The organism is Megasphaera sp. An286, from assembly GCF_002163455.1.
Taxonomy (GTDB): domain Bacteria; phylum Bacillota; class Negativicutes; order Veillonellales; family Megasphaeraceae; genus Megasphaera; species Megasphaera stantonii.
In genome coordinates this window covers 1-22227 of record NZ_NFIY01000015.1, presented here as the reverse complement: position 1 = coordinate 22227, position 22227 = coordinate 1, and the positions used below count along the sequence as shown (strand labels likewise).

At 54.6% G+C, this 22227-nt stretch carries 20 protein-coding genes; 4 read left to right on the top strand and 16 right to left on the bottom strand.

Features of this window, described 5'->3' with window-relative positions:
• Nucleotides 1-152 precede the first annotated feature (152 nt).
• The 12 genes from B5F80_RS07840 to B5F80_RS07785 all read right to left on the bottom strand — a co-directional run bounded on the left by B5F80_RS07840 (nucleotide 153) and on the right by B5F80_RS07785 (nucleotide 15138).
• Complete coding sequence (locus tag B5F80_RS07840; RefSeq protein ID WP_087478272.1) at nucleotides 153-1244, bottom strand: iron-containing alcohol dehydrogenase family protein; 1092 nt, start codon at nucleotides 1242-1244, stop codon at nucleotides 153-155.
• Nucleotides 1245-1247: 3 nt separating this feature from the next.
• Entirely contained in the window at nucleotides 1248-1769 is a 522-nt protein-coding gene (locus B5F80_RS07835) for a gamma carbonic anhydrase family protein (RefSeq protein ID WP_087478271.1), read from the bottom strand.
• Nucleotides 1770-1794: 25 nt separating this feature from the next.
• On the bottom strand, nucleotides 1795-2661 hold the full coding sequence (gene rsmA / locus B5F80_RS07830) for a 16S rRNA (adenine(1518)-N(6)/adenine(1519)-N(6))-dimethyltransferase RsmA (protein ID WP_087478270.1): 867 nt from the start codon (nucleotides 2659-2661) through the stop codon (nucleotides 1795-1797).
• A complete protein-coding gene (gene rnmV / locus B5F80_RS07825) occupies nucleotides 2648-3208 on the bottom strand; it encodes a ribonuclease M5 (RefSeq protein WP_087478269.1) in 561 nt (186 codons plus the stop codon). The genes rsmA and rnmV overlap by 14 nt, the downstream gene beginning before the upstream one ends.
• Nucleotides 3201-4451: a methionine gamma-lyase family protein gene (locus B5F80_RS07820; protein WP_204246370.1), complete on the bottom strand. Its 1251-nt coding sequence runs from the start codon at nucleotides 4449-4451 to the stop codon at nucleotides 3201-3203. The genes rnmV and B5F80_RS07820 overlap by 8 nt, the downstream gene beginning before the upstream one ends.
• A gap of 97 nt (nucleotides 4452-4548) precedes the next feature.
• Nucleotides 4549-5478 (bottom strand): tRNA (adenosine(37)-N6)-dimethylallyltransferase MiaA, encoded by a 930-nt coding sequence (gene miaA, locus B5F80_RS07815; RefSeq protein WP_087478267.1) that lies wholly within the window; start codon nucleotides 5476-5478, stop codon nucleotides 4549-4551.
• The gene (locus B5F80_RS07810) at nucleotides 5479-6264 is read right to left on the bottom strand and encodes a class I SAM-dependent methyltransferase (RefSeq protein ID WP_087478266.1); all 786 of its coding nucleotides are present in this window, start codon (nucleotides 6262-6264) and stop codon (nucleotides 5479-5481) included.
• A 2-nt stretch (nucleotides 6265-6266) separates the two neighbouring features.
• Nucleotides 6267-8222 carry a DNA mismatch repair endonuclease MutL gene (gene mutL / locus B5F80_RS07805; RefSeq protein ID WP_087478265.1) on the bottom strand — a complete coding sequence of 652 codons (1956 nt, stop codon included), beginning with the start codon at nucleotides 8220-8222 and terminating at the stop codon, nucleotides 6267-6269.
• Nucleotides 8219-10783, bottom strand: coding sequence for a DNA mismatch repair protein MutS (gene mutS / locus B5F80_RS07800; protein WP_087478264.1), 2565 nt, complete (start codon nucleotides 10781-10783; stop codon nucleotides 8219-8221). The genes mutL and mutS overlap by 4 nt, the downstream gene beginning before the upstream one ends.
• A 39-nt stretch (nucleotides 10784-10822) precedes the next feature.
• Nucleotides 10823-12100, bottom strand: a complete 1278-nt coding sequence (miaB, locus tag B5F80_RS07795) for a tRNA (N6-isopentenyl adenosine(37)-C2)-methylthiotransferase MiaB (protein WP_239386330.1) — start codon at nucleotides 12098-12100, stop codon at nucleotides 10823-10825.
• Nucleotides 12101-12377: 277 nt separating this feature from the next.
• On the bottom strand, nucleotides 12378-13577 hold the full coding sequence (gene alr, locus B5F80_RS07790) for an alanine racemase (RefSeq protein ID WP_087478262.1): 1200 nt from the start codon (nucleotides 13575-13577) through the stop codon (nucleotides 12378-12380).
• Between the two features lie 133 nt (nucleotides 13578-13710).
• Nucleotides 13711-15138: an amino acid permease gene (locus tag B5F80_RS07785; RefSeq protein ID WP_087478261.1), complete on the bottom strand. Its 1428-nt coding sequence runs from the start codon at nucleotides 15136-15138 to the stop codon at nucleotides 13711-13713.
• Between the two features lie 408 nt (nucleotides 15139-15546).
• Here B5F80_RS07785 and B5F80_RS07780 point away from each other — a divergent pair, with 408 nt between their 5' ends.
• The 3 genes from B5F80_RS07780 to B5F80_RS07770 all read left to right on the top strand — a co-directional run bounded on the left by B5F80_RS07780 (nucleotide 15547) and on the right by B5F80_RS07770 (nucleotide 18195).
• Nucleotides 15547-16839, top strand: coding sequence for a M18 family aminopeptidase (locus B5F80_RS07780; RefSeq protein WP_087478260.1), 1293 nt, complete (start codon nucleotides 15547-15549; stop codon nucleotides 16837-16839).
• 269 nt (nucleotides 16840-17108) lie between these two features.
• On the top strand, nucleotides 17109-17471 hold the full coding sequence (locus B5F80_RS07775; protein ID WP_087478259.1) for a helix-turn-helix transcriptional regulator: 363 nt from the start codon (nucleotides 17109-17111) through the stop codon (nucleotides 17469-17471).
• Between the two features lie 73 nt (nucleotides 17472-17544).
• Nucleotides 17545-18195, top strand: coding sequence for a YigZ family protein (locus B5F80_RS07770; RefSeq protein ID WP_087478258.1), 651 nt, complete (start codon nucleotides 17545-17547; stop codon nucleotides 18193-18195).
• A gap of 48 nt (nucleotides 18196-18243) precedes the next feature.
• On the opposite strand, the gene B5F80_RS07765 is transcribed toward B5F80_RS07770, so the two are convergent.
• The gene (locus tag B5F80_RS07765; RefSeq protein WP_087478257.1) at nucleotides 18244-19212 is read right to left on the bottom strand and encodes a D-2-hydroxyacid dehydrogenase; all 969 of its coding nucleotides are present in this window, start codon (nucleotides 19210-19212) and stop codon (nucleotides 18244-18246) included.
• 172 nt (nucleotides 19213-19384) lie between these two features.
• On the opposite strand from B5F80_RS07765, the gene fosX reads away from it, so the two are divergent.
• Complete coding sequence (fosX, locus tag B5F80_RS07760; protein WP_087478256.1) at nucleotides 19385-19816, top strand: FosX/FosE/FosI family fosfomycin resistance hydrolase; 432 nt, start codon at nucleotides 19385-19387, stop codon at nucleotides 19814-19816.
• A 90-nt stretch (nucleotides 19817-19906) separates the two neighbouring features.
• Here the strand turns inward: fosX and B5F80_RS07755 are convergent, their stop codons facing one another.
• The 3 genes from B5F80_RS07755 to B5F80_RS07745 form a co-directional block, all read right to left on the bottom strand.
• Nucleotides 19907-20848: a hypothetical protein gene (locus tag B5F80_RS07755; RefSeq protein ID WP_087478255.1), complete on the bottom strand. Its 942-nt coding sequence runs from the start codon at nucleotides 20846-20848 to the stop codon at nucleotides 19907-19909.
• Nucleotides 20849-21199: 351 nt separating this feature from the next.
• Nucleotides 21200-21397: a cold shock domain-containing protein gene (locus B5F80_RS07750; RefSeq protein WP_087478254.1), complete on the bottom strand. Its 198-nt coding sequence runs from the start codon at nucleotides 21395-21397 to the stop codon at nucleotides 21200-21202.
• Nucleotides 21398-21633: 236 nt separating this feature from the next.
• A complete protein-coding gene (locus B5F80_RS07745) occupies nucleotides 21634-22101 on the bottom strand; it encodes a hypothetical protein (protein ID WP_087478253.1) in 468 nt (155 codons plus the stop codon).
• Nucleotides 22102-22227: the final 126 nt, after the last annotated feature.

Below are 22227 nucleotides of genomic sequence, written 5' to 3'. Positions count from 1 at the left end.
GAGTCCTCCTTTACAAGCCAATCCAAGTAATACATATAGGCTATTATATCATAGATTATGTAAATAGGCTGTACGTTATTTGTCAGCAAACATTCACAAAAAGAGTGATTGCCCGCCTCTCAGGCAATCACCCTCTCCTATCGTTACATATATTATCTTCGTATAGCCTGGTAGATATCAGACACTACGCCGGCCGTCACGTCATAGGCCGTAGCCTTTACGGAATTTGTCTTCATCGTCATGGCCGTGAATTTCGCAACGTCTTCGGCGCTTAACTCCACGGCGTCGGGCATGAGGTCTTTCATAAAGGCTCCAAAGTCTTCGGCGTCAGAAAATCCCAGGATTTCCCATACCCGTTCCGCCTTGTCGGCCATGGATTCTTCCATGAACTTCATGTACTGCGGCAGGAGCAGGCCGTTGGCCCGGCCGTGGGACAGGCCTTTATAATAGGTCAGGGGATAACCCATGCCGTGAACCAGCGTCGTGCCGGCCTGAGAAATGACGATGCCGGCCAAGGTCGAGGCGTACATGAGGTCTTCGCGGACAGCGTAAGGCAAGTGGCCGCGCAGGTTCGTCAGATGAACGCCGAGGAACCGCATGGCTTCTTCGGCCCACACGTCGCTGACCGGCGTCGAAGCCTTGGCCATGTATCCTTCTATGGCGTGGGATAAGGCGTCGATAGCCGTATCGATCGTGACAGCTTCCGGCACCTCCATCGTAAAAGACGGGTCGGCCAGGGCCAGCTTCGGATATAAGAGCGGCGACTTGACCGATTGTTTCGTGCCGGCGCTGTGATTCGTCAGCACGCTGATCTTCGTCACTTCGCTGCCAGTACCCGACGTCGTAGGCACGGCGACGATCGGCAACGGCGCTTTATACGGACCTCTGAACAGGGCCGTGTCATCCAATTCATTCGTACACAGCAGGGCAATGACCTTGGCCGCATCCATAGGCGAGCCTCCGCCGATGCCGACGACGAAATCGACGCCCTCCTGCCGGCCCAAAGCCGCGCCCTTGCGCACCGTTTCGACAGACGGATTGGCTTCTACGTCGTCAAACAAGACCCTTTTGATGCCCAAGGATTCCAGCAGGGATACGACGGCAGCCTGGGAGCCGTTTTGCTTTGCCGAACGGCAGCCCGTAACGAGCAGGGCCTTGCTGCCCAAGGCTTTGACGTCGTCGCCGGCTTCGGCTACGCAGCCTTTGCCAAAGTATAGTTTTGTCGGCATTTCATAGGAAAACATGGCTTATTCCCCCTGCAGTTTCTTGTATTCTGCCCCCAAATCAGCATACAGCTTGACCTCGCTTTGTACGCCGTCGACTTCTTCCTGAGACAGCTCGCGGACTACCTTGGCCGGCGTGCCGTATACGAGGGAACGGGGCGGAATGACCTTCTTTTTCGTAATCATCGTGCCAGCGCCGATGATCGATTCGTCGCCGATTTCCGTAGCGTCCATGAGGATGGAACCCATGCCGATCAGGCAGCCCTTGCCAATCGAATGGCCGTGCAGGATGACGTTGTGGCCGACGAGGGTATTGTCGCCGATGATCATGGGCAGGGCCGGATAGGTGTGAACCGTCGAATTGTCCTGAATGCTGACGTTTTCACCGATGATAATCTGGCTTTCGTCGCCGCGAATCACGGTGTGGGGCCAAATATTCGCGCCGGCTTTAATCGTAACGTTGCCAATAATGACAGCCGATTCGGCAATATATGCCGTCGGGTCTATCTGCGGCGTATGTCCGCCGAACGAAATAATCTGTGGCATTGTCTGAATCCTCCTCAAAGAAATATTACTTCCCTTCATCCGCCGCCATATGGCTCCAGGCGTCGGCTACGTCGGCAAATTCCTGCAAGCTCATCGTTTCGCCGCGGCGGCTGCCGTCTATACGGCTGGCTTCCAATATGCCGGCAATCTGCTCTTTCGACAAGCCCGCCGATTTAAGGGTATTGGAAAAGGTCTTGCGGCGCTGGGAAAATGCCGTCTTGACGACCTGGAAAAACCGTTTTTCGTCCTGCACCTGCACGGGCGGCGTCTGCCGCACATCCATGGATACGACGGCCGACGTAACCTCCGGAGCAGGCATAAAGCATTTCGGCGAAATTTCAAATAACATCCGGGGATCCGTGTAGTATTGGACCGACACGGACAAGGCCCCGTATATCTTGCTGCCCGGCGCGGCTACCATCCGTTCGGCCACTTCCTTCTGCACCATGACGACGATTTTTTCAATGGGAAGCTTCTGCTCGAGGAGCTTCATGATAATCGGCGTCGTAATGTAATAGGGCAGATTAGCGCAGACCTTAAAAGGCTTATGGTTCATCGTTTCGGCAATGTCGATGCGCATGATATCGCCGTGGACGACGCGGACATTGTCGTAATGCTCCAGCGTCTTGTCCAATACGGGCAACAGGTGGTCGTCCAGCTCAACGGCGGTTACAGCCGCCCCCGTTTCGGCCAGCGCCTGGGTCAGGGTGCCGATGCCCGGCCCGATTTCCAGTACGGGATCGCTGGGCTTAAGCTCCGCCGCCGCGGCGATATCGTCGACGACAGCGTGGCGGATGAGAAAATTCTGGCCCAGCTTCTTGTTCATGCGCAGGCCGAAGCGATTGACGACGTAGCGGACTACGTCGGGATTGGACAAATCAACGTCTTTCACTGTCGTCTACCTCCTCTATCTTGGCGAGGGCCTCTTCCCATTCGGCGCGGGTAACGCCGTAGTGATTGAGGCGCTTTAAAAATTGCTTGGCATTGCCGTAGCCGATGCCCAGAATAGCCCCGACGGCAGCCCGGCGGTCCGCCGCTTCGGGAGAGCCGTTCAAATCAGCCAATACGACATCGGCCATCGTAAACTGTTCTTCCGGCTCGTACACGGCGCAGCGCGTCTTTTCCAAGGCCAGGCGAATCGCTTCGGGCGATGCCTGTTCTACGCCCAGGTCGCCGTTGGCAATGGCGTCCTTGCGGGGAATGAAAGCGTGCTTGGCGTCGGGAAAGCGCTCGGTCAAATACTTGCGGATGCGCTCGCCGGCGCTGTCCGGGTCGGTCAGGATGATGATGCCCCGCTTTTCATAGGCATACTGTATTTGCCGGATCGTATCCGGGCGCAGGTTAAACCCGTCGGTCGTAATCATGTCGGCGTCGATGCCGCTGGCCTGAATGCGGGCCACGTCAGAGCGGCCTTCGACGACGAGGACTTCCTTAATCATTCCGTTCTCCTTCGGCATGGTCGCTGATATACTTGGCAGCGCTCATGACGGCCAATACGTTGTGTTCAAAGACGATGCCGCCCTGAAGATAAATCATATAGGGCTCGCGAATGGGACCGTCGGCCGACAATTCAATGGACGAGCCCTGCACGAAATCGCCGGCAGCCATGATGATCTTGTCGGCATAGCCGGGCATGTCGTCGGGAATCGGCGTGACGTGGGCGTCAACTGGCGAGAAGGACTGAATTCCCTGGCAAAACAGGCACATGTTCTGTTCATTTTCCAGATAAATCGTCTGAATCAAGTCGTACCGTTCTTCTTCCGGCAGCGGAGATACCTTGAATCCCAACTGGGTGAAGACGGCCGCCGCAAAGACGGCTCCTTTAATGGCTTGGGCCGTCACATGAGGAGCCATGAAAAAGCCCTGGAAGAACAAGCGGTAGCCTGCCGCATAGGAGCCGAGTTCGTCGCCCAGTCCCGGCGCCGTCAAATAGTCCGCCGCCGCCGAGACCAAATCTTCCCGGCCGGCAATGTAGCCGCCTGTCGGCGCAATGCCGCCGCCGGGGTTTTTGATGAGCGAGCCGGCGATAATATCGGCGCCGGCTTCAATCGGTTCTTCTTCGGCGGCGAATTCGCCGTAGCAGTTGTCGACGAAGCAGATCGTCTGCGGGCTTACGGCTTTGACAGTCTGAATGATTTCGCGGATATCGGAAATCTTCAAGGACGCCCGCGTGCTGTAGCCGCGGGAACGCTGAATCAGCACCAGCTTCGGCTGCGCCGCCCCTACTTTTTCCCGGATGCCTTCCAAATCATAGGCGTTGTCCTTCAAAGGCACTTCATCATATATGACGCCCTTTTCCTTCAGGGAATGCGGCGTTTCGTGGGCATAGCCGATAACGCTCTGCATCGTGTCGTACGGCGCGCCGATGAGGGATATCATCGTATCGCCGTGCTGCAGGAGAGCGCACAGCACCGTAGCCAGGGCGTGCGTCCCCGATACGAAATGGGGCCGTACGAGGGCTTTTTCCGCCTTAAATACGTGAGCGAATACTTCGTCCAGCTTTTCCCGTCCCATGTCGCTGTATCCGTATCCGGACGTACCGGCAAACTGATAGGACGAAATCTGGCATTCTCTATACGCCTGCAGTACCTTCTGGGTATTATGCAGGCAAATCGCGTCAATCCGTTCAAACTGAGCGGCGCAGGCCGCCATAGCCTGCTTTCTGATATGTTCCAAATCGATAGACAAAAACTCAGATCCTTTCTCCTGCTGCGTTTCCTGCATCCTGTCGTTGCTCTTTGCAGGAACGATTCTAATTTGTTCTCACAATATGTATATATTATCTGCCTTCAATCCAGGCGATGACGTCGTCAGCCAGCGCCTCTTCCGAAGGGTACCGTTCTTTTTCAAACCAGCGTATATAGGGCATACGGCGATACCAGGTCATCTGCCGCTTGGCAAAGCGCCGCGTCCGTATCTTAATGCGCTCCGCTGCATCTGCCAGCGTCATCTTTCCTTGGGCGTACAATGCCAGTTCTTCGTAACCGATGGCCTTCATGGCTTGGCACTGCGACGACACGCCGGCGTCCAGCAGCCCTTTGACCTCTTCGGGCCAACCCGCTTCCAGCATCAAATCGACGCGCCGTTCAATGCGCTCGTACAATTCGCTTCGCGGCAGGGACAAGCCGACGACGAAGGCGTCGTACACGAGGCCCTCCGCCTTTCCGGCCCGCACGAGCTGCCGGCCTTCGCCCTTTTCAATCGCCGCCAGGAGGCGCACGAGGCGGTTCGTATTCGACAGCAGCTCATGCCAGTCCGCAGGTTGCCACGCTGTCTGCTCCGCAATATAGGCTTTCAGCTCGACTTCCGGCAATGCGGCGATGCGCTCTCTGGCCTTCTGCCGCAGCGCCTCGTCGGCGCCGGAGCTGTCAAAGCTGTATCCTTCCAGCAAGGCCTGGACATACAGTCCCGTGCCGCCGACGAGAATGGGGATGGTTCCCTTCGCCGCTACGTCGGAAATAGCCTTCCGGGCCATCTGGCAGAACAAGGCCGCCGAATAGGGCTGGTCCGGCTCGGCGATGTCGACGAGGTGATGGGTATAACGGCGCAGCTCGTCGGCCGTCGGCTTGGCCGTGCCGATGTCCATGTGCTTGTAAATCTGATAGGCATCGCCGGAAATGAGCTCCGTATGAAAATGTTCGGCCAAGGAAAAGCTCAGGGCCGTCTTGCCGACGGCCGTCGGGCCAATAATTGCAATTACTTTCTCCATTTATGCCTCCCCGTCTAAGACGGCGTAGCCGACGCGGCTGTATTTGCCGCCGTACCGCTTCATCTGCGGAAACGCCTGTTCGAGCTCGCGGAAATACCGGCCCTTGACGACGACGCGCCGCCGCGCTTTTTTGACGGCCAGCCGCAGGGATTCCACCGTCAGCGGTTCGTGATCCATAATAGGCCGCACGGGCTGGAATTGGCAGCTCGACGCCACAGGCCGGCTGAACATGGGGTCAAAATACAATACGTCGTACAGAGGGGCCGACGCGTCTTCCAAATAGTCCTTATAATTTCCCCTCCGCACCTGGACGCGCCGCAAGGCCGCCGTCACATCGTCCTGTTCATGACAAAAATACCGGCAGCCCCATTCGGTCACGGCTTCCAGCAACGGCGAAGCTTCCAGCCCATGGACGACGGAACCGGCAGGCAAGGCGAAAGACGCCGTAATCGCGTCGGCGCCAAAGCCGCAGGTACAGTCGAGGAGCCGTATCGGCCCTTCCGCACCGATAGCTTCGAGCAGATGATCCGTCTGCCCCTTTCGAATATGCTGAATGCGGAGCTCCGCCATATTCAGGCTGAAAAAGTGAGTGCCCTCAGCCCGCGTGAGCTGCGGCCCCCGCGACGTATACACGAGGACAGCTTCTCCGTACGCAGCCTGCAATTCTTCCATCGTCCGGCCCCGGCGCGGCACGAAAACGGCGCCGATTTCATCGGCCCAGACGCGGGCTTCTTGAGTCAGCTTATCTTTCGCCTTCAGCGAAGGCGTTACATATATTCTTTCCATCGCTACGTCCGTTTGAATAATTTTGCCAGCTCGTCCGGCGTAAAGCGCACGATAATCGGCCGGCCGTGCGGGCACACGTAGGGCTTATCCGTATGGAACAAGTCCTCCAGCAGCTGCTTCATCTGGCGGATATTCAGCGCGTCGCCGGCTTTGATCGCGCCGTGGCACGATAAATACGCCAGGGAACGATGGCGCAGCGCCGCCTTGTCTACGGCGTCGTTTTCGTGAAGAGCCCGGCAGATATCCTCGAGAGAATCGGCTATCTGGCTCGTCGGCAAGTCGCAGGGAACCTCTTCCACGCGCAGCGTCGACGGCCCCGCCTCGGAATAGGTATAGCCCAAATCGGCGAATACGTCCGGCCGTTCCAGAAGCAAGGTCATGTCGTCGCCGTCGACTTCCACGAATTCCGCCGTCAGAAGCTGCTGGCTGGGCATTTTCTCCGCCCGCCGGCAGAATTTGTCGTATCGTATCCGTTCATGGGCTGCATGCTGGTCTATGATGTACAAATCCTGGCCCTTCTTGGCGATAATGAAGCAGTCGGCTACCTCGCCCAGAGGAATAAATACGTCTTCATCGCCGTCGAAGGTAATGACCGGCGCGTCGTCCTGCGCCGCCTGCCCCTTCGACGCCAGTTCGCGGCTAAAGGCGTCCCAATCGTCAGCTGAAGACCGGGAAGGCTCATATGTATTGGCCGACGACCGCGCAGCCGTTCTGCCCGTCTCGTCCTGACGGCTGTATACGGGAGTCACGACATCTCTCGTTTCCCACACGGGCATACGCCTCGGTTCCTGTACAGCGTCGGCGCGCCGCTGCGGCAGGGGCGAAAGGTCCTCAAAGGGAAGTTCCTGGGCTTGTGCCGGCGGAGCCGCCGTCTGCTCTTTCAGCTCCAACGCCTCTTCCTCCGCTTCCCTGCGCTGTATCTGCTGCGGCGGCATATCGATGTTCGTCGCAATGTCTTCCGGCTTTTCCTGGGCTACCAGGGCCGTAATGATACTGTGGTATACGGCCCGATACACGGCCTGTTCGTCGGCAAATTTTATTTCCGTCTTGGCCGGATGGACGTTGACGTCTACCGCCGCCGGGTCCATGTGAATGTGAATCATGGCGAAGGGATAGCCCGATTTGGGCAACATGGCGTGATAGGCGTTTTCCACGGCCTTAAATATGAGGGGGTTGTGCACGATGCGGCCATTGACGATGCAGGTTTGCCAGGCCCGCGTGCTCTTTAATACCGACGGCTTGCCTACGTAGCCTTCGACGGCGATGTCGCCGTCGTCATGGGAAATGGAGAAGATTTCCTTCGCCAGCGCCGCGCCGTAAATATTGGCTATCGTTTCCTTCAGCTCGCCGCCTCCGCCCGTATGCAGCGTCGTCCGGCCGTTATTCGTAAAGGTAAAGGCAATGGACGGATGCGATAAGGCCAGCTTAGTAATCATTTCGCTGATCTTAGAGCTTTCCGTTCGCTCGCTCTTCAAAAATTTGCGGCGGGCCGGCGTATTGTAAAATAAATCGCTCACTTCCATCGTCGTGCCTACAGGCGCGCCGATCTGGTCTTCGCTGGTAATTTCGCCGCCGTCGAGAAGGAGATGCGTAGCAAAGTCGTCGTCGGGCCGGCGCGTCGTAATCTGCATATGCGATACGGCGGCGATGCTGGGTACGGCTTCGCCGCGGAACCCCAGCGAGCTGATGGCAAAGATATCTTCGACGGCGCTGATCTTGCTCGTCGCATGGCGGATAATGCACTTGCGCGCGTCTTCGGGGCTCATACCGCAGCCGTCGTCGGTAACGCGCATATACGACTGGCCGCCATCGGCTATTTCCACTTCGATAGCCGACGCGCCGGCGTCGATGGCGTTTTCCACCAATTCTTTGACACACGACGCCGGCCGCTCTACGACTTCGCCGGCGGCAATTTTATTGCGCGTCGCCTCGTCAAGCAAATTTATAATAGAACTCAATTCATGCCGCTCCCTTCTTTAGCTTCTTTCTGCAAGGAGTAGAGAAATGAAATCGCTTCAATAGGCGTCATACTCGACACGTCAACGGACAACAGCCGCTCCAGCACGGGATCGGTAAACAGGCTGTCCGCCGGCGGACGGCTTTCTTTTTTAGTCACCGGCGTCGCCACGGCTCCCTGGGACTCCAGCTCCGACAGGATGACGTCGGCCCGCTTCAGCAAGCTTTCGGGAAGGCCGGCCAGCCGGGCTACGTGCAGGCCGTAGCTGCGGTCGGCGCCGCCGGGAATGATACGTCGTAAAAATTTTATATTCTTGCCCCGTTCCTTTACGGCTACGGTGTAATTCTTTATCTTTTCCGACGTGTCGGCCATGTCGGTCAATTCGTGGTAATGGGTGGCGAAGAGCGTCAGGGCGTGGATGTGCTTCAGGCAATACTCGATGACAGCCCGGGCGATGGACATGCCGTCAAAGGTACTTGTGCCCCGGCCGATTTCGTCGAGGACGAGAAGGCTGCGCTCCGTCGCGTGGCTTAAAATATAGGATACCTCTTTCATTTCCACCATGAAGGTGCTCTGGCCGCTCAGGATGTCATCGCTGGCGCCGATGCGGGTGAAAATACGGTCTACCGGGCAGATAGACGCCTCGCGGGCCGGGATAAACGAGCCGGTCTGAGCCATGAGTACCAGGACGGCAACCTGCCGCATGTACGTCGACTTGCCAGCCATATTCGGGCCGGTGATGACCAGGATTTCATGGCTGCTGTGGTTCAGCGTCACGTCGTTCGGCACGAACAGCTCGTCCTTCAGGAACTTTTCGATAATCGGATGGCGGCCGTCCTTGATCTGCACGGCCTGCTTCGTATTCAGGCCCGGCCGTATATAGTGGTTGTCATGGGCGGCGCAGGCCAGGCTGTACAAGCAGTCGACACGGGCGATGGCCCGAGCCGTCTGCTGCATTTCCCGGATATGGCCCTGTATGTCCCTGCGGAGTTGGCCGAAAAGCTGGTATTCCAGCTCCAGCATCCGTTCCTGCGACGTCAGCACCTTGACTTCAAACTCCTTCAGCGCCGGCGTGATATACCGTTCGGCGTTGACCAGCGTCTGCTTGCGCACATAGTAATCGGGAATAGGCTTCGTATTGGCGTGGGAAATTTCAAAGTAATAGCCGAATACCTTCGTATAGCCTATTTTCATCTTGATGCCTGTCTTTTCTTTTTCCTGCTCTTCCAGCTCCTTCAAATAGGCCTTGCTGTTGGCGGCAATAGAGCGGATTTCATCGAGCTCGGCTGAATAACCATCGCGGATGACTCCGCCGTTGCGGATAACCAATCCCGGATCGTCCTTGATGCTGCGGCACAGCAGGTCGTACATATCGTCGTGCGTCTGGATCCGGCCGCACAGGCGCTGGAGCAGGTCCGAGCCGGCCTGCTCAAGGATATGCCGGAGTTGGGGTATCGCCGCTAAAGATTCCCGCAGGGCCACCAGGTCCTTCGGGCTGGCCGTCCCCGTTTCGATACGGGTCAGGATGCGTTCGAAATCGTAAATCCGGTCCATCGTATCGGCCAGATCCTGCCGCATGATTTCATGGCTGAGAATCTCTTCGACGGCGTCCTGCCGCATCGTAATATCGGCCATGCGCACCAGAGGCGCTTCCAGCCACTTGCGCAGCAGCCGGCCGCCCATAGCGGTCTTCGTCTTGTCCAAAATCGACAGGAGCGTGCCCTTGCGGCCGCCGTCGCGGACGTTCTGCGTAATTTCAAGATGGCGCAGGCTGGCAGCGTCGATGACCAGACGGCGATCGTTGTCAATGCGTTCCAGCGAATTGATATGGCCGATATCGGACTGCATGACTTCGCCGACATAGGTCAGGAGCATGCCGATGCAGGCCGCTGCTCCCTTCGCTTCCTCTACCGCTTCCGCCCCAAAATACCGGACTGCGACCGCTTCGTAGTCGGCGGCATCGTCAGCGGCAAAGGGCGTCACTGCGCACTGGGCCAGCCGGCTGCGCAGATAAGCCTGGACGGCGTCCATGTATTCGTCCATATGGGCGTATATGAGCTCGCTCGGCTCATATACCGAAAAAATATCAAACAGCACGTCGTCCATAGCGCCGGCGTTGCATAGGGACCACAGGCATTCTCCCGTCGTCACGTCCATCAGGGCGACGGCAATCGACGTGTCGCGCGCGCAGACGCAGCTGATATAGTTGTTCTTTTTCGAGGCTACGGCATTTTCCAGGGTAATTGTCCCCGGCGTGATGACCTTGATGATCTTGCGCTTGACGATGCCCTTGACCGTTTTCGGGTCTTCCATCTGCTCGCAGATCGCCACCTTGTAGCCCTTGTGGACCAGCCGCTCGATGTAGGTGTCGGCCGAGTGGAAGGGCACGCCGCACATAGGAACCCGTTCCTTATTTCCGACGCCCCGTCCAGTCAGCGTCAAATCCAATTCCCGCGATGCCGTCAAAGCGTCGTCGTTAAACATTTCATAAAAATCGCCAAGCCGGAAAAACAATATCTTATCCGGACATTGAGCCTTGACCTCCAAATACTGCTTAAGCATAGGAGTCAACTTTACTGTATCAGCCAACGCGCTGCCTCCTTAATGAATTAAATGTCCTTTCAATACCCAGGTCTGCCCCTTATCGACGGCGACCTTTACGGTGTCGCCTACGGCTGCGGACCCGTCGTGTTCCCATATAATCATCTTATTGCCCGTCGTCCGGCCGAACCAGTGGTTTTCGTCGTTTTTAGTCGGCCCTTCGACGATGACTTCGTATTCCTTATGTTCCATAGCCTGATTCAGCTGCAGGCTATATACGTTCTGCACGTCCATGAGGCGCTGCAGGCGGCGGCTCTTTTCCTCTTGGGGAATCTGATGATCCATCTTGGCTGCCGGCGTCCCCGTGCGAGGCGAATAAATGAAGGTGTAAGCCATGTCGTACTGAACCCGTTTCAGCAGATCCAGAGTCTGGCAAAACATTTCTTCCGTTTCGCCGGGGAACCCGACGATGATATCTGTCGTCAGAACCAGGTCGGGGATGCGCTTGCGGGCGTATTCTACCAGTTCCATATATTGGTCTACCGTATAGCCCCGGTTCATTTTTTTCAGCAGCTCGTCGGAACCGCTCTGAATCGGCAGGTGCATGTGGTTGACGACCTTCTTGCTGTCGGCGATAGCATCGATCATGGCAAAGGTCATGTCCTTGGGATGGCTGGTCATATACCGCACCCGTTCGATGCCGTCGATACGGTCCACGGCCTGGAGAAGGGCCGAAAAATCGGTGCCGTCCTTTAAATCCAGCCCGTACGAATTGACGTTTTGCCCCAGCAGGGTAATTTCCTTATAGCCTTCTTTGGCAATCTCCTCGATTTCCCTGACGATGTCGGCAATAGGCCGGCTTACTTCGCGGCCCCGCACGTAGGGAACGATGCAGTACGTGCAGAATTTATTGCAGCCGTTCATAATCGGCACCCAGGCGAAGAATTTCTGGAACCGCTTCGTCGGCAAATCGTGAAAGGCCGGTACGGTCATGTCGGCTTCCAAATAATGGCCTGAATTAGCCTGCCGTTCCCGAATAAGCTCGATGAGCTTGTGTATATTATGCGTGCCGATGACCAAATCGATGTGCGGCGCCCGTTCAAACAGGCGGTCCTGCCATTCCTGGGCCATGCAGCCAGTGACGGCGATGATGAGGTTCGGGTTATGCTGCTTGACGTGCTTGAGCTCGCCGATTTTTCCCAGGATCTTTCCTTCGGCAGTCTCGCGGACGCAGCAGGTGTTGAGCAGGACGACGTCGGCCATATCCATGTCTTCCGTCCGGCGATACCCCAGCGATTCCAGCTGGCCGGCGTAGCGCTCGCTGTCGGACTCGTTCATCTGACATCCATATGTAAGCAAAAAGTAGAATTTATTTTCTATAATATCCAATGTAGGTTCTCTCCGTTTCCACGAATATATCTGCAATGACGCTCTATCAGGGCTTGCGTTATGGCAAGGATGCCCCATTGAGGTTTACATTATATAATACCATAGGGGCCGCAGAATAAGCAACAAAAAATAGGCCCGGCAGTCCGTACAAAGCAACGTACGTCCTGCCGCGCCTATATTGAGAACCTGTATTTAGCGGCCCATCCTCAATGGCCTGCTGCCGAGCCTATTCGAATAGATATTCTACGCGCTTAACGACCTTTCCCCCTTGAATATACACGCGGGGGACGCGGCGGTTAATATTGCAGAGAATTTCATGATCTATCGTGCCGATCAATCCGGCAATTTCTTCCAACAGAATCGCTTCGCCGCCCTGCTGTCCGAACAACACGACTTCGTCGCCGATTTGAACGCCGGGAATGTCGGTCACGTCGATCATGCACTGATCCATGCAGATATTGCCGACCTGCTGTGCCCGCCGTCCATGGACGAGGACCTCAGCCCGATTGGACAAGACGCGGGGATAGCCGTCGGAATATCCCAGCGGCAGCGTCGCAATGACCGTCGGCCGCTTTGCCGTAAAGTGACGGCCATAGCTGACCGTATCGCCTGGTTCAATCGTCTTGATGTGAGTCACGCAGCACCGCAGGGACATGACCGGCCGGGGCGTAAAAGACGGGACCGGCACTTCGTCGGACGGATTGTATCCGTACTGGATAATGCCGGGCCGCACCATGTCGCAGCGGAAATCGGGATACACTGCCGTGCCGGCGCTGTTGCAGCAATGGCGGACGTTAACGGGAACGCCTTCTTCCTCCAGCCGCCGGCAGAACCAGGCAAAGGCTTCGTACTGCTTTTTCGTATAGCCCACCGACTCGTCGCCAGCCATATCGGCGACGGCAAAATGCGTAAACAGCCCCTCAATGGCTACATGAGGCAAGGCTGCGATCTTCTTGATTTCTGCGATGCTTTCTTCACTGGGCCGGTAGCCGATGCGTCCCATACCCGTATCGGCGGCGATGTGAACATGTATCGTCTGATTCTGCCGCTGCGCTTCTTCGGAAAACAGGACTGCATCCTGATAATGAAATACGGCGGCGTCGATGCCGTACAGCACGACGTCCCGCGCCCGGCGGCCATCCGTATGGCCCAGGATGACGATGCGCGCCGTAATGCCGGCCCGCCGCAGCTCTACGGCCTCGCTGACGCAGGCAACGGCCAGCCGATCCGCTCCGTTTTCCAAAAACACCTTCGCCAGCTCTACCGCGCCGTGGCCATAGGCGTTGGCCTTGACGACAGACGTAATCAGCGTATCCGGCCCGACGGCCTGACGAATATGCTGCATATTATACGCCGCCGCGTCTAAATCAATTTGGGCCCACACAGGCCGTTTCGTAAAATCCTCCGTTAATTCCAGTACATCCATGGGTTGTCACCATCCTGTCTAAAAAGGAACAGCAGCCGCCAGTCGTCCTGACCGGCAACTGCTTTCCCTACGTTGCTTATATGATTTCTACTATAACTATACTGCACGCTATCGTCTTTTTCAAGATTCGGGCCTACCGGTTGGACGGGTCCACGGCGTCTCCCTTATAATGCTCGAAACGGATTTTTTCCGCCTTATGAACGCCCGTGCCGTAATAGACGAGCAGCAAGGCCGCTACCCACACGATCGTCGCAAAAATGGCGATGCGCGTCGTGGCGTCGAAGGCCGCCGAGATGACGACGACGACGAAAAAGAGGAGTGCAAAATAGTTAGAATACGGCGATAAGGGCATTTTATAGCGAATAGATTTCCGCTGTTCCGGACTCAGCGATTTGCGATAGCTCATCTGGCTGAACAAGATGAGGCTCCACGTAATCATGCAGGCGAAGGAGCTGATAGACGTAGCGATGACGAATACCTGCGCCGGCAGGAAATAGTTCATGGCGACGCCGATAAGCATGAACAATACGGATACGAGTATGCAGCGGTACGGCACCTTATGAGAGCTGACGACGCTCAGCGACTTGGGCGCCTTCCCCTGCAGGGACAGGTTGTACAGCATGCGCCCCGTACTGTAAATGCCGGAGTTGCACGAAGACAGAGCCGCCGTAATGACGACGAAATTGATGATATGAGCCGCGCTGCTGATGCCTAATTTTTCAAATACCATGACGAAGGGGCTTCCCTGATGGCCGAGCTGGTTCCAAGGATAAATAGCCATGATGACCAATAAGGCCAGTACGTAGAACAAAAGGATTCGATACAGCACCTTGTCGATCGCTCCGGACAGGGTCTTCGCCGGATTGTGGGCTTCGCCGGCCGTCACGCCGATGACCTCGATGCCGACGTAAGCGAAGGAAATCATGACCAGCGTGCCGAACACGCCTTCCCAGCCGTTGGGGAAGAAGCCGCCGTGCGCCGTCAGGTTGCTGAGGCCGACAGCCACGCCGTTATTTCCGAAGCCGAAGAAAATCATGGCGCCGCCCGTAATGATAAGGAAGATGATGGTAATAATCTTGATAAGGGCGAACCAGAATTCAAATTCCCCGTAAGCCTTGACGGAAATCAAATTGGCACAGGTCATGATAGCCAGCGCAGCCAGGCAGGATATCCACTGGGGCAAGTCGGGATACCAGAAATGCATGTACACGCCGACGGCCGTAATCTCAGCCATGCAGGTAACAATCCAGAAATACCAGTAATTCCATCCGGAAATATATCCGGCCAAGGGATTCAAGAATTGATAGGCATGGGCGCTGAAGGAGCCCGATACGGGATATTCGACAACGACTTCGCCCATAGCCCGCATGACGAAGAAAATAGCCAGGCCGCAGATAATGTAAGCTACGACGACAGCCGGACCGGCCTTTTCAATAGCCGACGCCGACCCTAAGAACAAGCCGACGCCGATGGCCCCGCCAAAGGAAATCAGCTGGATGTGCCTTTCCTGCAGGCCGCGGTTCAAATCTTCACGAACGACTTTCGCATTTTGTTCACTCATACTACGTCACCTCTGTCATCATAAATTTTCGGCGGCATATGCCCTGAAACGGCTGTTCGTCAGGAAAATACACCGCCATTAACCATCGCATGCGTTCCGCTCAGTATACCTTTTTCGCATACATCAAATTACAATACTTATTATAAACTTCTCACTTTACTTATGTCAATGTTTATCTGCTTGTTGTTTGATATTTTTAAAGAAATTTCTTTTATCAAATTTATTTATTTAAACTCAATGCATGATTTCATTAAAGACAGTAAAAAGCATGCAATTCCTGAAACCTTCTGCTTCCTCCCCTATTCGTCATGCTTATTCGTGCAAATGTCCTTTCTAAACGCATATTTCCCAGATATGCTATAATAAATACCAAGATATACTAGTTTTCCAGAAAAGGACGGTACGATTATGACATACTCTGACATACATCTTTCGCAGCGCCTGCTGCATTTTATCAGCCAAGCCACTTCGCCCTATCACACCGTAAAAGCCAGCGCGGCCATCTTGAAGGAAGCAGGGTTCCGGGAACTGCGCTGGAACGAGCCCTGGCAGCTGGAGCCTCGTCAGGGATATTATATTTCCCTTTACGATTCCAGCCTCATCGCCTTTACAATTGGCCCTGACCCGCGGGCTAACCTGCGCATCGCCGCAGCCCATACGGATTTTCCCTGCCTCCGCGTCAAACCGGCGGCGGCGCTGGCGCAAAAAGGCTACGGAAAGCTCAACGTCGAAATTTACGGCGGCATGATCCGCGAATCGTGGCTCGACAGGCCCCTGTCCCTGGCCGGCAAGGTAGCCGTGGCCAGCGACGATCCCTTCAAGCCGGCAGTACATCTGATCGACGCCAGGCGTCCCCTGCTGACGATTCCCCGCCTGGCCATACACATGAACAGCCATGTCAACGACGGCGTAGCCCTGAATCCTCAAAAAGACATGCTGCCTCTCATGACATTGACGGGGCCAGGCGACGACGCCTCCTATTTTCTCCAATTTCTCGCCGCCGAATGCCATTGCCGGCCCGAGGATATCTTATCTTACGACCTTACGGTGTACTTGTGTGAAGAAGGCTGCCTGATGGGGCTGAAAAACGAATTCATTTCCTCTCCCCGCCTGGATAACCTGACGTCGGCCTACGCCTGCGTCGACAGTCTGGTCCGAAGCAAGGGACACGACGGCCTCCACGTCGTCGCCCTGTTCGACAATGAAGAGGTTGGCAGCCGGACGAAACAGGGCGCCTTGTCCCAGGCCTTCCCCGCCCTGTTAGAAGAACTCTACGCCTCCCTCGGCTATACGCGCCGGGAGTATCGCATCGACGCGTCCGACGCCTTCATCCTGTCCCTCGACGTCGCCCACGCCATGCATCCCAACGTACCGGAAAAGTGCGACATTACCAACATGCCCCGCCTCGGCCAAGGTGTCGCTCTCAAAACGGCGGCCAGCCAGTCCTACGCCGGCGACGCCGAAGCGGCGGCCGCTGTCGTCGCCTTATGCCGCAGGGCCCATATTCCTTGCCAGCGGTTCGTCAATCGCTTCGACATGCCCGGCGGCTCGACTCTCGGTTCCCTCTTATCAGCCAATCTACCCATCCGGACCATGGACGTCGGCATTCCTATCTTAGCCATGCACTCTGCCCGGGAACTGATGGGCGCAGCCGACCAAAAAGGCCTCCACGATTTAGTATATACTTTCTTTTCAATATAAATTATATTTATCGCATATATAATATTTTATTATTAACAATCCCAGTGTTTACGCCTTATTTATAGAATTTTTATTCATATGTATGCATATTATATGATTTAAGTGTAAATAGTTGCAGTAATAGAATTTATCTTATCTTTTAAATATTCAGATATTTTTTGACAAGATTAAGGAATATGCAATTTTTGTATTGACTTGCATTTCTATTCACCTTATAATAAGGGCAGTACACTATAACGTATCATTTGTTCACACTGGGAGATTACATTATGACACTAGGACAAGAAATCAGGTATTACCTCAAGAAAAAAGGCTTGACGCAGACGGAATTCGGCGCGCTGTTCGGCATGTCCAAGCAAGCCGTGTATTCATGGGAGACGGGCTTGTATTCCCCTGACATTTCCGTATTGCTGCGAATGGCCGACTTTTTCCAAATCCCTATCTGCATCTTAGTCGGCAGGCCGGGAATGTTCTGTCAGGATGATAAGGAACACGAATCGGACTGTCAGTACTGCGCTTCGATTTCCGAAAAGGACAGCCGCATCATCCGGGCGATCCACGCCTTGCCGCAATCGCAGCAGCAAGCCATCGAAACGCTGCTGAACATCGAAGACCTGTCGATGCGGAAATAGCGCTTCCCCTTTGTCAAACGCCGCCAAATGCGATATGATAAGAGAAAAGTATAGTGCAAAGGACAGATCATCTATGACTACTTCTTTTATCACGTCCGTATACGGCCGGACCGAAACGGAATACATCGTAAAAAAATCCCGCTTCATCGCGACGCTGGCAGAGGTCCGCAGCGAAGCAGAAGCAGCGGCGTGCATTGAAAAACTGCGCAAGCAGTATTGGGATGCCAATCATAATTGCTACGCCTACCAAATCGGCGTCGACGGCGCCCTGCAGAAATCGAGTGACGACGGGGAGCCGTCAGGAACGGCCGGGCGGCCTATGCTGGAAACGCTGAAAAAAAGCGGCGTTACCAACACGGTCGTCGTCGTTACGCGCTACTTCGGCGGCGTCAAGCTCGGCGCCAGCGGCCTGATCCGGGCCTACAGCCACGCCGTCACCCTGGGGCTTCAGGCAGCGGATATCGCCGATTACAAGCCCTACGACATTGCCGACGTTACCGTCTCCTACTCCTTCGTCAGCACGCTGGAACGGATGACTCCGTCCTTCGATATCCTCGTCGCCGACCGCGCCTTTTCCGACACCGTAACCTTTACCCTGCAAATTCCGCAGGAACGGACGGAAGCTTTCAAAGCAGCCCTCATCGACACGACGAACGGAACGGCTCACTTTATCGATAAAGGAAGCCGGACGATACCCATTATTCGGCCGAAAAACCCGCAGTAACAGCGAATACTATCTCGCGTTACTGCGGGTTTTCTCATGTGTTTTCCCTTATTTCTTATATCCAGTGGCGAAATCGACGACGTTTTCCAGCGCCTCGCCGGCCAGGAAATGACGCAGGTTGGCAGCGGCAATGCGGACGATGTTGTCGTGCGTAGCCTGCAAATGGTATCCGCCCGATACGTGAGGCGTAACGTAAAGCCCCGGCGTGTGCCACATCGGGCTGTCTGCCGGCAGCGGCTCCGGCTCCGTCACGTCGACGGCAGCGCCGGCCAAGTGCCCGCTGCGGACAGCGGCGCACAAATCGTCCTGCACGACGTTGCTGCCCCGGCCGACGTTGATAAAATAAGCGCCCTTCTTCATGGCGTCGAAGCGTTCCTTCGTATACAAGTGATACGTTTCCGCCGTGTTGGGCAGGCACGACGCTACAATATCCGCCTTGGCCAGATACTCGTCCAGCTTATCCATCGTACCCATTTCATCGGCTTCAGTCGGCACGTCGCCACTACGGCGGCGCATGCCGACGACATGAGCACCCATGGCCTTCATGCGCTTGCCGAACTGGCGGCCCAAATCGCCGAATCCAATGACCAGGACCGTTTTTCCGTATACCGACTCTACCTGGCCTTCGTCATGCCAGTCGGCGTTTTTCTGATTGTCGTAGTATCGGTACAGCTTTTTCATCATGGCAAAAACCAGGGCCGTCATATGCTCCGCTATGGCCAGGCCGAAAGCGCCTGTCGCATTCGTAAGGGCCGCTCCGGCCGGCATGACGCCGTCCTTGCAGTATGCGTCGGCGCCGGCGCTGCTGAGCTGAAGCCAGCGCAGCCTGCGGGCATGGCGCAGCTGGGCAGGCACAACGTTGCCGATGATAACGTCGGCCTTGGCTAATTCTTCTTCTGATACGCTGGCGCTGACCAGCCCCTTGACGGGGCAATACACGACCTCATGGCCCTGCGCGGCCTCTTCAATCCAACGCACATGTTCTTCATGGACTTCCATTGCCACTAAAATTCTCATGCACTATCCCCCTCTATATCCTATTAAAAGATTCATATATACACTATCAAAAACTCTCCGTCTTGTCGAGGCCCTTTCCGAAGCTGGAACGCCTTTCTTCCCTGAGGCCTTGTGCGCCTTCATCGGTCATGGTATAGTATAGTAAAACAAACTCACACAGGAGGGATCGCCTATGATTTCCGGCGTCAGCCACATGACATTTATCGTTCAGAATCTGGACAAAGCGACAGAATTTTTTCAGACCATCTTTTCCGCCCGCATCGTCTACGACAGCGGCAGCCGTACCTTTTCCCTGTCGCGGGAACGATTTTTCCTCGTCGGCTCCTTATGGCTCGTCATCATGGAAGGGCCGTCCCTGCCGGAACAAACGTACAACCACATTGCCTTCCAAATCAGCGACGGCGAGTTTGAGGCCTATAAAGAGCGGCTGACGAAGGCCGGCGTTCCCATGCGGGAGGCGCGGAGCCGCATCCCCGGCGAGGGCCGTTCCCTTTATTTTTACGACTACGACAACCACCTGTTCGAGCTTCATACGGGCACGCTGGAAGAGCGTCTGGCAGCCTACAGCCGCCACCTTCAGGAAGAAGGAAAACAGAGCGAATAGATCAAATGAAAACACACCCTGTACGGCGCGATTTTGCCTGAAACGCGCTGTATAGGGTGTGTTGCATATATGGCTAATACGAGAAGGATCTTACCAGTCTAAGGTACCTGTAATCAAGTACACGAGCAGCCCTTTTTCGGCATGGCGGCGATTTTCCGCTTCGTCGAGAATCGTTTCCATATGGGCCTCCATGACGTCCTGGGAAATTTCAAAGCCCGGGTGAATCGGCATATCGTGGAATACCATCGTATCCGTCCCTTCGAGCAGGTCCGCGTTGATCTGGTACGGCATCATCATGTTGATGATGGATTCTTTCTTTTCCTTATATTCGGGATTGGTGAAAAATTCCATATCTACCCATGTATCGGTATATACGCAGTCTACGTCGGCGACGATTTTTTTCAAGTCGGCCTGGGAAATATCCGTCGGCACTTCGATATAATGGCCCGTCTGCTTCAATTCGTCGTAAAATTCGTCGCCTACGGCCATGACCTGGCTGAACGGCGTCAAACCGTACATCGTGCCGCCCAGCTTGGCGACGATTTCGCTCAGGGAATTGTACGTATTGTTTTTCGCGCCGATGTACAGTACCTTCACGTCAAAGCGGCCCGTCTTTTCATACAGGGTCAGCATATCGGCCAGGGCCTGCGTCGGATGGAACGTATTGTCGCAACCGTTGATGACCGGAACGGTGGCGTTCTTCATAAAGCCATGCGTCGTTTCGGCTTTCTTAAACCGGCCCATGATGCAGTCGACGTTGCGGCAGACATATTTTACCTCACTGCCCAAATCGCCGATGGTGAAATTGCTGTCCGCCCATTTCTGATTGTAATGACGGCCGCCTAATTCTTCCATGCCGATAGCAAAGGACAGGTAGGTCCGATTCGATGTTTTTTCAAACAAGGTGTATAATTTCTTGCCTTCCAGAATATGGGAATAAGCTTTCTGATTCTGTTTGATTTTTTCGGCTAACAATAAGATTCCTTTGATTTCATCTGCCGTATACTCAGCAAAACTATTTGCGTGTTTCATTCTATGCATCCTCCAAACTTGAAAAACAATACTGTCTGTGCATATCATAGCACAGACAGTATAACTTTTCAAGTTTTTATGCACATTTTATACAAATTAATGCATGTATCAACTGACATACAGCTATAAATCCGCATAATTACGCCGATTATTCCATACGCATATAAATAGTTGCAGTATATTTTTTACCGGCACAGGATACAAATCGTTTTCTCTTTTCCTTATGCCGCCAGTGCAGCTTGCCGCCTCTTGACCTAGAAAAACCTATCTTTCGACGGGCATATAAAAAACCGGCAACAACAGGGTCACCGGTTAAAAGGTCGATTTATGAACTTGGTTTTGTGAACGCTATTACGCTTTAACTACGTTAGCAGCCTGAGGTCCACGAGCGCCATCAACGATTTCGAAGTCAACTTCCTGACCTTCCGTCAAGGATTTGAAGCCTTCTTCCTGGATAGCCGAGAAATGTACGAATACATCGCCGCCATCTTCTCTTTCAATAAAGCCATAACCTTTTTCTGCGCTAAACCATTTTACTTTTCCGTGCATAACGAAATCCTCCTAAAAAAACAATTCCAGCTAGCTTCTAGCTCTTGTGTTAGTGTAACATAACCGATAAGCAATGTCAACCAAATTTATGGCTGTATTATGCCATATATTTACGGCGTAACCTATAATGCATCCCTCCCCTGCATAGGGGATATCACAGTCCGCCGCCGCACGGCAAAATGCTGCCTCGCAGGGCAAGCAGCATGCAATATTTCGTATAGCCGCATATGCTATTGTTACGTCAGGCGCCGGAACCATTCGTAATAATACCAGGCAAAATACCCATGGATGAGGTATACCAATAATTCAGATAATTCTTCCACGTTGGCGTCCATATACGAATGAAACAGCAAGCCCTTATCGCCGCATGACGCCAGCATGGCCGCTGCCGCCAAGACGCAGAATAAAAAGGTGGGAAAGGGAATATCATGAAGAATTTTCTTCCAAGGCATACAAGCGACGAGAGAGCAAAATACGACGGCCGTGTATACGCCGATAGCGGCGTGTATCATTTCATGGCCGGGAATCGAATTCATGGACACAAAGGTTGGGCCGTGGCTGTCCATTCCCGTCGGGAAAAAGACTCGTCCCCAGCTGAGCTCCCGCCCCAGAAGCAGTAAAAAATATCCGGCTGCCGCCAGCCACAGCCGGTGAATAGATTTTCCGCCCATTCCCGCCGTCTTGCGGAAAAAATAGGCCGCCAAACACATATCGCCAAATAAGGGTTAATTGTAAAATGAATTTGAACAGGTAATCAAAAAAACAAAAATCCATAGTGAAGCTTCATGTTAAAATGGTTTTGCGAGAAATCATCAACAAAGGAGCAATCA